This window comes from Roseiarcus fermentans, assembly GCF_003315135.1.
Lineage (GTDB): Bacteria > Pseudomonadota > Alphaproteobacteria > Rhizobiales > Beijerinckiaceae > Roseiarcus > Roseiarcus fermentans.
Genome location: NZ_QNRK01000007.1, coordinates 105,731 through 119,858, shown reverse-complemented (window position 1 = coordinate 119,858; position 14,128 = coordinate 105,731). Strand labels below are relative to the sequence as shown.

The window sequence follows — 14,128 nt, the reverse complement described above, 5'->3', positions numbered from 1 at the left end:
TGCGCTGGCGTCGGATCGCTTTGGGGGGCATAGTCCCGCTTCGAGCGGCTACGGGGATGCGGCGCCGCTCACTCGCTGAGGATGACGGGGCTCGCGTGCCAGGACGATCGAACACCGCAGTCGTCTCCGACGATCGCGCCCTGATGCGGCTCGAAGCCTGGACCAAGGCTTACGCGCCGCTTCCCGGCATTCCCGACGAATTCGTCGACGCCGACGGCCGCAGTCGTCCACACTGGCGCCGGATGCTGGCGGCTTTCGCGGCGTTCGATCAGAGCGAACTGCGGCAACGCTTCGCCGCGGCGGACCGACGGATCCGCAATCGCGGCTTGTCCTACCGCGTCGTCGGCGAGAAGGACGAGCGGGTCTGGCCGATGGGCCGGCTTCCTCTGCTGATTACCGAGGCCGAGTGGCGGCGGATCGCGCAAGGGGTCGCTCAGCGCGCCGAATTGCTGGAACGCGTGCTCGCCGACGTTTACGGCGGCGGCAGCCTGATCGCCAGCGGCGCCCTTCCGGCGGCGGCGGTCACGGGCTCGGTGGACTACCTCCCTTCGATGCACGGCGTGACGCCTCCGGGCGGCCGGGGGCTGCGACTCTACGCGGTCGACATCGGACGCGGACCCGACGGAGATTGGTGGGCGCTGGGCGACCGGACCCAGGCGCCGTCCGGCTGCGGCTACGCGCTCGAGAACCGCCTGGTCGTCTCCCAGGTGTTTTCCGACCTTTATTCGCAACTGAATGTTCAGCGGCTCGCGCCGTTCTTCCGGTCGCTGGGCGCCGGTCTCAAATCGGGCGGCCAACGCTCCGAGCCTCGGATCGCGATCCTCAGCCCCGGGCCGATGAGCCTGACCTACTCGGAGCAGGCTTACCTCGCCCGCTATCTCGGTTTCCTGCTGGTCGAGGGCGACGACCTCGTCATGCGCGAGGGGCGGGTGTTCGTCCGAACGATCGCCGGCCTCAAGCGGTGCGACGTGATCTGGCGGCACGTCGACGCCGACTGGTGCGACCCGCTGGAACTGAACGCCTCGTCGCGCATCGGCGTCCCCGGGATGCTCGAGGCGATCCGGCAGGGCGGGGTCTCGGTCGAAAACATGCCGGGAACAGGGTTTATCGAATCGCGCGCAATGCTCGCCTTCCTGCCCGCGCTCGCCCGAGGTCTGCTCGGAGAGGACCTCATGATGCCGAACACCGCCACCTGGTGGTGCGGCCAGCCTCAGGAACGCGAGCGGGTGCTCGACGAGTTCGATTCCATTTCGATCGCGCCGGCGTTCGGCAACGCCTTGCCCGGGATGAAGGGGCGTTCGAGCGTCATCGGCGAGGAATTGTCGCCGCGGGAGCGGGCGCGGTTGCGCGATGCGATCGCCGCCCGCGGCATGGACTACGTCGGACAGGAGGTCGTGCGCCTGTCGACCACCCCGCGGTGGGTCGAGGACGGCATCGAGCCTCGTCCGTTCGTGCTGCGGGTGTACTGCGCTGCGACCCCGGACGGCTGGCGGGTGATGCCCGGCGGCTTCTGCCGCATCTCCGACCAGCTCGACGCCCGCGCCGTCTCGATGGGCCAGGGCGTCGAATCCGCCGACGTCTGGGTGCTCGCCGAGAACCCGGTCGAGGCGTCGAGCCTGCTCCCGAGCGCCGACAGCGTCCGGATCACCCGGCTGTTGGGCAATCTGCCCAGCCGGGCGGCGGACAATCTGTTCTGGTTCGGCCGCTACCTCGAGCGAACGGAAGCGACGCTGCGGGTGGTGAGGTGTCTGGCCGCCCGCTCGGTCGATCCCGACGCGCCCGTGCGGGTCGGGCGTCAGGCCCTCGACCGGCTGATGGGCGTTCTGGTCGGCTGGGGGGCGGTCGACGCGGCCGCGCTCAAGGACGGCGCCGCCGAAGCCAGCGCACAGGGCCTGCGCGATTCCGTTCACTATGGTTCGGCGCTGTCGCTGGCGCGCTCGGCCCGCGCCGCAGCGTCCGTCATTCGCGAACGGTTGACCAACAAGACCTGGGAGCTCATCGGCCGGCTGGAAACGGTGATCAATCCGTCCCCGGGTCGTCGGCTGTCGGCGGGCGAAGTCGTCGACCTGACGGAAGAAGGCCTGACGGTGATCGCCGCGCTCTCGGGGCTGTTCGACGAGAATTTCAACCGTGGCGCGGGATGGGTCTTCTACGTCATGGGGCGATGCGTCGAGCGCGGCGCGAACACCTGCCGGCTGCTTCGCCAGTTCGCCGGCGCCGACGCGACCGATCAGACGCTCGGCGTCATGCTCGACTTGATCGATTCGCAGATCACCTACAGCTCCCGCTATCTCGTCGGCGTCGCCCTCGCGCCGGTGCGCGACATGGCGCTCCTCGACCCGTTCAATCCGCGCTCGGTGGTCTTTCAGGTCAACCGGATCGACGAAGGAATCGCGACGCTTCCCGTGCTCCGGCGCGACGGAATCCTCGAGGAGCCGCGGAGGCTGACGACGGCGCTTCGCGCAGACCTCGACACCGAACGCGCCGAGATGTTGGACGACGCTCGGATTCTCGCGATCGAGCAGCGGTTGCTGCTGCTGGCGAACGCGATCGCCGCGCGATATTTCCTGCACGGGGCCGGTCAGGGCCGCGCCGAAAAGATCACGGGTCTCGCGTGAACTACACCATCACCCACGTCACCCGTTACAGCTACCGCGCGACCGTCGAACTGACGACCGGGGTGCTCCGGCTCAAGCCGGTGTCGCGCGACGGACAGGTCCTCGAGCGGTTCACGCTCCGGACCGACCCGCCCTGCCTGCCTCCCGAGGAACGCATCGATCCGTTCGGCAACGCCGTGCTCAGCCTGCGGATCGAGAAACCGCACCGCGAACTGGCTATCGAAGCGTCGTCGCGGGTGCGGATCGACCGCCCGCCGGTGCTGGGTCTATCGCCTCCGTGGGAGGAGATCGCGGCCGAAGCGCTCACCTTCCCCTCGCTCGCCTTCGACTCCCCCGCGCTCGGCCTGTTTCCGTCGCGCGCGCTCTCCCTGTTCGACAAGGCGACGGCTTACGCACGCGAGAGCTTCACCGCAGGACGTCCCGTCTACGAAGCCGCGATGGAGCTGACGAGCCGGATCCGCGCCGACTTCGTGTACGACCCCGAAGCCACGGAAGTGTCGACGCCGGCCCACGTCGCCTTCGAGCATCGCCACGGAGTGTGCCAGGACTTCGCCAACATCATGATCGCGGCCCTGCGCGGCCTCGGTCTTCCGGCGCTCTACGTCAGCGGCTACATTCGCACCACGCCCCCGCCGGGCAAGCCGAGGCTGGCCGGCGCCGACGCGTCGCACGCCTGGGCGTCGGTGTGGTGCGGCGCCTCGCTCGGCTGGCTGGACTTCGATCCGACCAACGCCCTCGCCATTCAGAACGACCACGTGGAGGTGGCGCGGGGGCGCGACTACACCGACGCGTCACCGATCGAGAGCATGGTCCTCTCCTCCGGAAGTCACGAGCTCAAGGTCGAGGTCGACGTCGTTCCGGTATGACCATCGTCGGCTGGCGGCCCGGGTGCGGACGTGCTTAAAGGCCGATGCGCCCAAGAGGGATCCTGAACCATGGCCGGACATTCCATTCCTCATTTCCACAACGACCTCGGAGTTTCCACCATCCGGCTCCGGGTCAAGGAATTCATGTGCACCGGCGCGAAGCCTCCCTTCGATCATCCGCACATCTTCATCGACATGGGCTCGGACAACGAGGCGATCTGTTCCTACTGTTCGACGCGATACGTCTATGACGCCGCCCTCCCCGGCGTCTGCGCTCCGCCGGAATGCGAGCTCGAGGCCGCCGCGTAGGTCCCCGTGTCCAGGCGTGCGATCATCGCCGGCGCCGGCGTCGGCGGTCTTTCGACCGCGCTGGCGCTGTCGCGAACCCGCTTCGACGTCACGATCTACGAGCAGGCGGTGGCGCTCGAGGAATTCGGCGCGGGGCTGCAGCTCACCCCGAATGCGACGCGCATCCTCGCCAGACTCGGCGCGCTGGAGGCGGTGCGCGAATCGGCCATGATCCCGGACGCGGTCTACGCGTTGCGCGGATCGGACGACGCCGTCCTGATGCGGCTTCCGCTCGCCGACGCCGAGCGCCGCTGGGGCGCCCCCTATCTGGCGCTGCACCGCGCCGACCTGCAGCAGGCGCTGGCGCAGCTCGCCGAGCGGGACGACAGGGTGGAGCTGAGGCTGGGCTCGGCGGTCGCGAGCGTCGCGCCCGGCGAAGGCCGCGTCCACGTCGAACTGACGCAACCGCTCACGACCATCGAAGACGCCGCCGATCTCGTGATCGGCGCCGACGGGTTGCGGTCGCGCGTGCGGCGCAAATTCGGCGCCGGTCCCTCCGACGCCCCCGCCTTCACGGGGCGCGTCGCCTTCAGGGCGACCATTCCCGCCCATCTCGTCGACTCTCGCTGGACCGAGCCGCAAGTCATCCTGCGGCTCGGCCCCAACGCGCATCTGGTGCACTACCCTCTGCGCAACGGATCGATCGTCAACGTCGTGGCGGTGATCGAAGATACGTGGCGCGACGGCGAGCCCGAACACCCCTGGGACGGCGTGGCCGACCGCCCGGCGCTGGAGCGCGCCTTCGCCGGATGGTCGGCCTCGACGCGGAGGCTGCTCGACGCCGCCAGGAGCTGGCGCGCCTGGCCGCTCTTCGGCCGGCCCGCGCTCGGCGCCTTCGCGCTCGCCGGACGCGTGGCGCTGGTCGGCGACGCCGCCCATCCGATGGTCCCGTTCCTGGCGCAGGGCGCGGCGCAGGCGATCGAGGACGCCGGCGCCCTGGGCAGCGCGCTCGCGGGCGCCGCGACGATCCCGGACGCCCTCGCCGCCTATTCCAGCGCCCGCGTGGCGCGCGCCACCCGCGTGCAGCGCGAAGCGCTGCGGCAGGGTCGCATCTATCACCTGAACGGCGCGATGGCGGCGGCGCGGGACGCGACGATGCGCCTCCTCGGCGGCCGGCGCCTGAGCGCGCGCTACGACTGGCTCTACGGCGCCTGACGGGGGCTGAGCGAGGCGCCCGCGCGCGTCAGGACGAGCACGGCGCCCCCCGCGACCAATCCCCAGAAGGCGCCGCCGACGTTGAAGATGGTGACGCCGGACGACGTGACCAGAAACGTCACCAGCGCCGCCTCGCGCTCCTGACTGTCGGCGAGCGCATTGTGGAGCGCCGAGCCGAACGGCCCGAGCAGCGCGAGGCCGGCGACCGCCTCGACCAGGATCGGCGCGCCTGCGGCGAAAGCCGTCACCAGACCGGCGAGCAGTCCGAACACGATATAGGTCGCTCCCGCCGTCACCGCGGCGATCCAGCGCTTCGCCGGATCCGGCGACGCGTCGGGCGAAGCGCACAGCGCCGCCACGATCGAGCTCAGATTCACGGCATGGCCTCCGAACGGGGCCGACGCCAGACTGAACGCGCCCGTCGTCCACACGAGCCGGCCTGGATCGGGGCGATAGCCATAGGCGCCCATCACCGCCAGTCCCGGTATGTTCTGCGAGGCCATCGTGACGATGAACAGAGGCGCCGCGATTCCGACGAGGGCGCCGAGGGAGAACGTCGGCCAGACCAGTTCCGGGCGGGGGCTGACGACCATCAGATCCAGCCCCGCGACCCGACCGCTTCCGGCGATCACCAGCGCTGCGACCAGCGCCGCGACCGGCGTCGCGTAGATCCGCTTCCACCGCGAGACGACGAGCCACGCAAGGACAATGAGCGACGCGCCGACGGGCGCTGCGATCAGCGCGCCGATCGGCTTGAGACACAGGCCGAACAGGACGCCGGCGAGCATGGCGTTGGCGAGCGAACCGGGAATCGCGGCCACGAGCCGGGCGAACGGCCGGAACAGCCCCGCGACCACCAGCAGCGCCCCGACGACGAGGAAGGCGCCGACGGCGGCCGGGAAACCGCCGGGCGTCGCCCCGGTCGCCGCGAGGAGCGCAGCGCCGGGCGTCGACCACGCCACCGACACCGGCATCCGCAAGCCCACGCTCAACACGATTCCGGCGATTCCCATCGCGATCGAAAGCGCCATCAAGCCGGACGCCGCCTGCGAATCGGTGGCCCCGACCGCGGACAGCCCCTTGAGCACGACGGCGAAGGACGAGGCGAAGCCGACAAAGGCGGTGACGAGGCCGGCCGCGATCGGCTGCCCGATGGTTCGTGACGTCATGGCGGAGCCGGCCCCGAATCGAAAACGCGCCCCCGTGACAGGCGCGCCCTGAAGCCCCTGTTTCGCATGCGTCCGGGCTCAGCGCAAAACCTGACGGAGGAACAGTCGCGCCCGCTCGTGCTGCGGATGGTCGAAGAACGGCTCGGGCGCATCGATCTCGACGATCTCGCCCTCGTCCATGAACACGACCCGGTCGGCGACCTGCCGCGCGAAGCCCATCTCGTGGGTGACGACGATCATGGTCATGCCGTCCTGGGCGAGCGCCGTCATCGTGTCGAGCACTTCCTTGACCATCTCGGGATCGAGGGCGGAGGTCGGTTCGTCGAACAGCATGATTTTCGGCGTCATGCAGAGCGCGCGGGCGATCGCGACCCGCTGCTGCTGGCCGCCCGACAGCTGGCCCGGATATTTTGTCGCCTGCTCGGGGATTTTTACCCGCGCCAGCAGTTGCATCGCGAGGTCCTCTGCGTCGCGCCTGGCCATGCGGCGAACCCAGATCGGCGCCAGCGTGCAATTGTCGAGAACCGTGAGGTGCGGGAACAGGTTGAAGGTCTGGAACACCATGCCGACCTCGCGCCGCACCTCGTCGATGCGCTTGACGTCCGGCGTCAGTTCGACCCCGTCGACGACAATGGACCCGCGCTGATGCTCCTCGAGCCGGTTGACGCAGCGGATCAGCGTCGACTTCCCCGACCCCGAGGGGCCGCACACGACGATGCGCTCGCCGCGCCGCACGGTCAGGTTGATGTCGCGCAGGGCGTGGAACGCGCCGTACCACTTGTGGACCGCGATGAACTGCACCGCGGGATCGTCGCTGCCTGTCCGGGCGTCCGTCATGACCTGCGCCCCCCGTCGAGCGTGCGTTGGCGAGCAGCGGAGCGGCGGGCCGTCAGTCGCGGTTCCCTGTCGCCCGATCCGGCCCGCAACAGCCATGCCGACCCGGCGCCCGAGTCCCGCCAGGCCCGGGGCGCGTCCTTTTTATTTGCCATAAATTTACATTACAAGAACGTTACAATGTCCGCCATCGCTCGTGACGGCCAACGCTTGGGGCCGGCTCACCACATGTCCAGGGCGACGCGCGCCTCGTCGGACATGCGACTCTGATCCCACGGCGGATCGAACACCATGTTGACCCGCACCCCGGCCACGCCCGGCACGACCCCGACGGCGTTCTCCACCCAGCCCGGCATCTCGCCGGCCACCGGACAGCCGGGCGCCGTCAGCGTCATGTCGATGGTGACGAACCGGCCGTCGTCGATATCGACATTGTAGATCAGGCCAAGTTCGTAGATGTCCGCCGGGATCTCCGGGTCGTAAACCGACTTCAGCGCGGCCACGATGGCTTGCGTCAACGCCTGCAGTTCGTCAGCCGACATCTGCGACGGCGCCTTCAGGGAGGCCGGCTGCTCAGCGGTGACGGTTGTCGAATCGGTCATGCCGCTTCTCTCCCTACATGAACAGCTTCTGCGCCCGCTCCAGCGCGTCCGCCAGCGCGTCGACTTCTTCAAAGGTATTGTAGAGGGCGAAGGACGCGCGGCAAGTCGAGGTCACGCCGAACCGCTGCATCAGCGGCATCGCGCAATGGGTGCCGGCCCTCACCGCCACCCCCGAGCGGTCGATCAGGGTGGCGATGTCGTGCGCGTGCGCCCCCTCCATGGTGAACGACAGGATCGGTCCCTTGCCGGGCGCCGTCCCGATGACGTTCAGCGAATTGATCCTGGACAGCCGCTCGTGCGCATACGCGCTCAGGGCCTCCTCGTGCGCGCGAATGCGCGCGCGGCCGATCCCCTCCATGTAGTCGAGCGCGGCGCCGAGCCCGATCGCCTGAACGATCGGCGGCGTGCCGGCCTCGAACCGATGCGGCGGCTGGTTGTAGGTGACCATGTCGCGCGTCACCTCCTCGATCATCTCCCCGCCGCCCATGAACGGCGGCAGCGATTCGAGCAGCGCGCGCTTGCCGTAGAGCACGCCGATGCCGGTCGGCCCATACAGCTTGTGGCCGGTCACGACGTAGAAGTCGGCGTCGAGGTCGCGGACGTCGACGTCGAGATGGACCGCGCCCTGCGAGCCGTCGACCAGCACCTTGACGCCGCGCTCGTGCGCGATCCTGATGATGTCCTTGATCGGCGGCGCGGTGCCGAGGACGTTCGACATCTGCGTGATGGCGACGATCCTGGTCCGCGGGCTGAGCGCCCGCTCGAAAGCGTCGAGCGAAAACGATCCGTCGTCGCCGATCTCGATCCATTTCAGGACCGCGCCCTTGCGCTCGCGGTGGAAGTGCCACGGCACGATGTTCGAGTGATGCTCCATGACGCTGAGCACGATCTCGTCGCCGGCGCCGATGTGCTGCAGGCCGAAGCTCGCCGCCGCGCAATTGATCGCTTCCGTCGCCGAGCGGGTGAAGACGATCTCGTCGATCGACTCGGCGTTGAGGAACCGCCGCACCGTTTCGCGCGCCGCCTCGTAGGCCTCGGTCGCGGCGTTGGCGAGAAAGTGAAGCCCGCGGTGGACGTTGGCGTATTCGTGCTCGTAGGCGTGGGTCAGCCGGTCGAGCACAGCCTTCGGCTTCTGCGCCGAGGCGGCGTTGTCGAGATAGACGAGCGGCTTGCCGTAGGGGCGCTCCCGGAGAATCGGAAAATCCTCGCGGACCTTGGCGACGTCGTAGGGCTCGGCGGGGCGGACCATGTCGTTCACGCGTTCGCCTCCGTCCTGAGATTCCGGCCCGCGAGCCACGCGGCGAGCCGCGCCCGCAGCCCTTCCGCGAGCGCGTCGTCGTCGACCTTGGCGATCGCCTCGGCGCCGAAGGCGTCGAGCAGCATCGCTTCGGCTTCCTCCTTCGGAATGCCCCGCGACTGCAGATAGAAGATCATCTCGGGGTCGATCGAGGCTACGGTCGCCCCGTGGCCGCAGATCACGTCGTCGGCGAAAATCTCGAGCTCGGGCTTGGCGTTCATCTGAGCCTGCGGCGACAGCAGCACGGCTTGCGACTTCATCGCGCCGTCGGTCTTCTGCGCGCCGGGGGCGACCATGATCTTGCCCTGGAACACGCCGACCGCCTCGTCGGCGACGATGGCGCGGTAGAACTCCCGGCTGAAGCCGCGCGGCGCGACGTGAACGACCTCGAGGGTCGTGTCGGCCCGGCGGGTTCCCTCGATCAGCGCCAGCCCGCCGAGCGCGATCTTCGCGTCGGCGCCGGCGAGTCTGGCGAAGATCTGCCGACGGTTCAGCGCGCCGCCCGACACGAAGCCGAAGGCGTTCAGCTCCGCCTCGGCCTCGAGGTCGATGAGCTGGCTCTCGAGATGAAGCTCCGCCTCGTCGCCGATCGCCGCGACGTGCTTCAGCCACCCGCCCCTGGCGAGCCTGACCGTCGTCGCCGCGTGCCGCTGCACCGCGGGCGTCGCGCCGAGGAAGGTCTCGACCACGGTCGCCCGCGCGCCGGCGCCGAGCGCGATCTCGGTCCACGAATAGAGCGAAAAGGCGCCCTCGCCGACCGCCAGATGCACGATCTCGATCGGCCCGGCGATCTCCGCCCCGGCCGCGATCTCGACGGTGAGGCTGTCGGGCGACATCGCCTCGACCAGCGACGCCATCGCGTCCCTCGCCTCCGTCGCGCGCGCCTCGCGGCCGGCGACCGCGGCGCCGTCCGGCGGGGCGTCGCCGAGTTCGGGCGCGAACCGGCCATTCACCGTGACCAGCCGGGCGACGCCGATCTTGTCATGGGCCGCGAGCAGCGCGCGCGCCGCCTCGATCGCCGCGCCGTCGGGCGCCGGCGCGAGCGGCGCGGCGTCGGTCATCGCGGCGCGCAAGTCGGTGTAATGCCACGCCTCGATGCGGCGCGTCGGCAGCCCCGAGGCGGCGAAGCGCGCGAAGGCCGCCGCGCGGCCCGGCGTCGCCGCCAGCGCCTTCAGCGCCGCGAACTGCCTGGCGAGGGTGGCTTCCGCCGTCGAGCGGGAGGGGGCGGGGGCGGCCATCACGCCGCCTCGACCGCGTAATCGCGGTAGCCGTTCTTTTCGAGTTCGAGCGCCAGCTCCGGGCCGCCGCTCGCGACGATGCGTCCCTTGGCCATGACGTGAACGACGTCCGGCTTGATGTGGTCGAGAAGGCGCTGATAGTGGGTGATGACGAGGAAGCCGCGGGTCGGATCGCGCAAGGCGTTGACGCCCTCCGAGACGATCCGCAAGGCGTCGATGTCGAGGCCGGAGTCGGTTTCGTCGAGCACGGCGAAGCGCGGGTTCAGGAGCGTCATCTGCAGGATCTCGATGCGCTTCTTCTCGCCGCCGGAGAAGCCGACGTTGAGCGGTCGGCGCAGCATCTCCTGATCGACCTTCAGGCGCTGCGAGGCTTCGCGCACCCGGCGCATGAACTCGGGGGTGGTCAGGTCGGCCTCGCCGCGGCCGCGGCGCTGGGCGTTCAGCGACGCCTTCAGGAACGTCATCGTCGCGACGCCCGGGATCTCGATCGGATACTGGAAGGCGAGGAAGACGCCCTTGCGGGCGCGCTCGTCGGCCGGCAGGTCGAGCAGATTCTCGCCGTCCAGCAACACCTCGCCCGAGGTCACCTCGTAGCCCGGTTTGCCGGCGATGACGTAGGAGAGCGTCGACTTTCCGGAGCCGTTCGGCCCCATGATCGCCGCGACCTCGCCCGGCTTCACCGCGAGGCTCAGGCCGTCGAGAATCGTCTTGCCGTGAATGGAAACGTGAAGGTCTTTGACTTCCAGCATCGAAGGAGCGTCCTGATTTGCGTTGGCGGTCGGCGAAAGGGCGGCGAACGTCACCCGACGCTGCCCTCGAGGCTGATCGCAATCAGCTTCTGCGCCTCGACCGCGAATTCCATCGGCAGTTGCTGCAGAACGTCGCGGACGAAGCCGTTGACGATCAGCGCGGTCGCCTCCTCGGCCGACAGCCCTCTCTGCTGACAGTAGAAGAGCTGCTCTTCCGAAACCTTCGAAGTCGTCGCCTCGTGCTCGATCACCGCCGAGGCGTTCTTCGCCTCGATGTAGGGGACCGTGTGCGCGCCGCATTCGGAACCGATCAGCAGCGAGTCGCAATTGGTGAAGTTGCGCGCTCCCGTCGCGAGCCGATGCGCCGACACCTGGCCGCGATAGGTGTTCTGCGACCGTCCCGCCGACACGCCCTTGGAGATGATCCGGCTCGTCGTGTTGCGGCCGAGGTGAATCATCTTGGTGCCGCTGTCGACCTGCTGGCGGCCGTTGGAAATCGCGATCGAGTAGAACTCGCCGCGCGAGGACTCGCCGCGCAGGATGCACGACGGATATTTCCAGGTGATCGCCGAACCGGTCTCGACCTGGGTCCACGAGATCTTCGAGCGCGCGCCGCGGCAGTCGCCGCGCTTGGTGACGAAGTTGTAGATGCCGCCGCGCCCCTCGGCGTCGCCGGGATACCAGTTCTGCACCGTCGAGTACTTGATCTCGGCGTCGTCGAGCGCGACCAGTTCAACGACCGCGGCGTGCAGCTGGTTCTCGTCGCGTTTGGGGGCCGTGCAGCCCTCCAGATAGCTGACGTAGGCGCCCTTCTCGGCGATGATCAGCGTCCGTTCGAACTGGCCGGTGTTCTTCTCGTTGATGCGGAAGTAAGTCGACAGCTCCATCGGGCAGCGAACGCCCTCGGGCACGTAGACGAACGATCCGTCGGAGAACACCGCCGAATTGAGCGTGGCGTAGTAATTGTCCGTGCTCGGCACCACGGTGCCGAGATAGCGCTTCACCAGCTCGGGGTGATTGTGGACCGCCTCGGAGAACGAGCAGAAGATGACGCCGGCCTTGGCGAGCTCCGCCTTGAAGGTCGTCGCGACCGAGACCGAATCGAACACCGCGTCGACCGCGACCCGCGGCTTTTCGACGCCGGCCAGGATTTCCTGCTCGACCAGCGGAATGCCGAGCTTCTCGTAGACCCGCAGCAGTTCGGGGTCGACGTCGTCGAGCGACCTCGGCCCGGCGGCGTTCTTGGGGGCGGCGAAATAGTGGAGGTCCTGGAAGTCGATCGGCGGATAGTCGACGCGCGCCCACTTCGGCTCTTCCATCGTCAGCCAGCGCCGATAGGCGTCGAGCCGCCAGGCCAGCAGCCACTCGGGCTCTTCCTTTTTCGCCGAAATGAACCGCACGATGCCCTCGTTGAGCCCCTTGGGCGCAACGTCGGACTCGATCGCGCTGACGAATCCGTATTTGTAAGCGTCGACGTCGATCGCGCGTACCCGATCGACCGTCTCCTGGACAGCCGCCATAACCGACTTCTCCTCGCCTTGGCGGTTTCAAGGACCGCCGGTGGGGGTCACGCAAGACTCATGCCCCGGATGGCGCCTGGGACAAGTTCCCCCGGAATATGGTCGTATCGAGCGGGTTTTGCAATTGCGCCTTTGGTCATTCCGACAACTGGACGTCCGCCCGTATTCTACATAGTGAATATGCTGTCACATTAGCGACGCGCGGATTTCCGGGTCGCCGCCGATCAGCCGGGCGAACTGTCGAATGCGCGACTGCAGCCGGTCGCCGCTGAGCGGGGCGAGTTCGGCCGGAAGCGTCAGCACCACGCGCCCTTTTTCGCACACCATCGGCGCGCGCGGCAGCACGCCGGGCATGGCGGCGGAAATGTTGTAGGCGACCCGCATCGCCGCGCCGAGGATGCGCGCCCGGTCGAGCTGGCGGGCGCTCACCAGCGAGCGCGACTGCGGCGTGACGAAATCCTCGTTCGAGAGGTGGCGATAGGCGGCGGCGAGCGCGAGAAACGCCCGCGCCGGATGATCGACGCCGATGAAGGCCGAGTTGACGACGAGGTCGTAGGCCTGGGTCCCGCGATAATCCGGGTGCGCCCGCCAGGAAATATCGGACAGGAGGCACACGGCGTGGCGCAGGCGGCGGTCCTCGTCGGTCTCTTCCAGATGCGACGAGGCGATCAGGCGGGACGTCCAGTCGAACAGCTCCTCGGCGTGCGCGGGCGCACGCGAGCGGAAGCGGTTGAGCTCGCGCGCCGAAACGATCAGCGGATCCTCCGCCTGCGTCTCCGGCGGCAACTGGGAATAGAGCAGGCCCTCGCGGACGCCGAGCGCCGAGACGACGATCTCCTTCGGCGGGGCCGCCCGGATGATCTCCTCCAGCACCGCCGCGCCATAGGCGAGCAGCGGCCGCCGCGCCGCCGAGACCGACTCGATCTCCATCAGCGCGTCGACTTCGATTCGCTCGACCAGACGGGCGAATTCGACCGCGTCGGCGGTCGGGACGACGTAATTGTGCATCACGTTCATCGGATACTGGCGCTGGCGCATGTGCAGGCGCGCCAGCGCCCGCCACGTTCCGCCCACCGCATAGAACGTGCGCCCGGCCAGGCCCTGAAGCATTTTCACGCCCGCGAGCTGCTCGCGCACGATTCGAGCCGCCTTCTTCGGCGACCGTTCGCTGAGGTCCATCAGCGACAGTCCGCCGAGCGGCAGGGTCAGGCCGGCGCCGACGCGACCGCTCCTGACGTCGATCAGTTCGAGCGAGCCGCCGCCGAGGTCGCCGACCAGGCCGTCGGCGCGGTGGATCGAGCTGACGACCCCGAGGGCGGACAAATGCGCCTCCTGCGAACCGGCCAGGAGTTCGATCCGGCAGCCGATCGCCTGCTCGGCGAGCGCGAGGAACTGCGGCCCGTTCGCCGCGTCGCGCACCGCCGCCGTGGCGATGCCGCGCACGTCGCTGATCCCCATCGTGTCGCACAGCACGCGGAAGCGTTGCAGGGCGGCGAGCGCCTTGGCGACGGCGTCCTCCGGAAGCAGCCCGGTGGTGGCGACGCCCTTGCCGAGGCCGCACAAGGCCTTCTCGTTGAAGGTCGGCGTCGGCGCGCGCGCATGTGCTTCGTAGGCCACCAGCCGGACGGAGTTCGAGCCGATGTCAATGATGGCGACGGGCGGGCCGGGCGATCGGTCCTGCCCTACACTGTCCGGCATTGGAAACCCTGGCGTCAACCGCCCCCTCGAGCGC

At 68.9% G+C, this 14,128-nt stretch carries 11 protein-coding genes and 1 pseudogene; 4 read left to right on the top strand and 8 right to left on the bottom strand.

Annotation, left to right across the window (positions count from 1 at the left end):
• The first annotated feature begins 95 nt into the window (after positions 1-95).
• The 4 genes from DFR50_RS07935 to DFR50_RS07920 all read left to right on the top strand — a co-directional run bounded on the left by DFR50_RS07935 (position 96) and on the right by DFR50_RS07920 (position 4,987).
• On the top strand, positions 96-2,618 hold the full coding sequence (locus DFR50_RS07935) for a circularly permuted type 2 ATP-grasp protein (RefSeq protein ID WP_342634541.1): 2,523 nt from the start codon (positions 96-98) through the stop codon (positions 2,616-2,618).
• Positions 2,615-3,484: a transglutaminase family protein gene (locus tag DFR50_RS07930; protein WP_113888660.1), complete on the top strand. Its 870-nt coding sequence runs from the start codon at positions 2,615-2,617 to the stop codon at positions 3,482-3,484. Before DFR50_RS07935 ends, DFR50_RS07930 begins: the two co-directional genes overlap by 4 nt.
• Before the next feature lie 69 nt (positions 3,485-3,553).
• Positions 3,554-3,793 (top strand): zinc-finger domain-containing protein, encoded by a 240-nt coding sequence (locus tag DFR50_RS07925; RefSeq protein ID WP_113888659.1) that lies wholly within the window; start codon positions 3,554-3,556, stop codon positions 3,791-3,793.
• A 6-nt stretch (positions 3,794-3,799) separates the two neighbouring features.
• A complete protein-coding gene (locus DFR50_RS07920) occupies positions 3,800-4,987 on the top strand; it encodes an FAD-dependent monooxygenase (RefSeq protein ID WP_113888658.1) in 1,188 nt (395 codons plus the stop codon).
• Here DFR50_RS07920 and DFR50_RS07915 read toward each other — a convergent pair.
• The 8 genes and pseudogenes from DFR50_RS07915 to ppx form a co-directional block, all read right to left on the bottom strand.
• Complete coding sequence (locus DFR50_RS07915) at positions 4,975-6,156, bottom strand: benzoate/H(+) symporter BenE family transporter (RefSeq protein WP_113888657.1); 1,182 nt, start codon at positions 6,154-6,156, stop codon at positions 4,975-4,977. The genes DFR50_RS07920 and DFR50_RS07915 overlap by 13 nt on opposite strands.
• 78 nt (positions 6,157-6,234) lie before the next feature.
• Positions 6,235-6,942 (bottom strand): annotated as a pseudogene (locus tag DFR50_RS07910) (amino acid ABC transporter ATP-binding protein); the annotation flags it as partial.
• Positions 6,943-7,211: 269 nt separating this feature from the next.
• Positions 7,212-7,532, bottom strand: coding sequence for an SUF system Fe-S cluster assembly protein (locus tag DFR50_RS07905; protein ID WP_245427459.1), 321 nt, complete (start codon positions 7,530-7,532; stop codon positions 7,212-7,214).
• Positions 7,533-7,605: 73 nt separating this feature from the next.
• Positions 7,606-8,841, bottom strand: a complete 1,236-nt coding sequence (locus DFR50_RS07900; protein ID WP_210208835.1) for a cysteine desulfurase — start codon at positions 8,839-8,841, stop codon at positions 7,606-7,608.
• A gap of 5 nt (positions 8,842-8,846) precedes the next feature.
• Entirely contained in the window at positions 8,847-10,127 is a 1,281-nt protein-coding gene (locus DFR50_RS07895; RefSeq protein ID WP_113888653.1) for a SufB/SufD family protein, read from the bottom strand.
• Positions 10,127-10,876, bottom strand: coding sequence for a Fe-S cluster assembly ATPase SufC (sufC, locus tag DFR50_RS07890; RefSeq protein ID WP_113888750.1), 750 nt, complete (start codon positions 10,874-10,876; stop codon positions 10,127-10,129). The genes DFR50_RS07895 and sufC overlap by 1 nt, the downstream gene beginning before the upstream one ends.
• Positions 10,877-10,926: 50 nt before the next feature.
• Complete coding sequence (gene sufB / locus DFR50_RS07885; RefSeq protein WP_113888652.1) at positions 10,927-12,396, bottom strand: Fe-S cluster assembly protein SufB; 1,470 nt, start codon at positions 12,394-12,396, stop codon at positions 10,927-10,929.
• A gap of 186 nt (positions 12,397-12,582) precedes the next feature.
• Positions 12,583-14,094, bottom strand: a complete 1,512-nt coding sequence (ppx, locus tag DFR50_RS07880; protein WP_113888651.1) for an exopolyphosphatase — start codon at positions 14,092-14,094, stop codon at positions 12,583-12,585.
• Positions 14,095-14,128 lie beyond the last annotated feature (34 nt).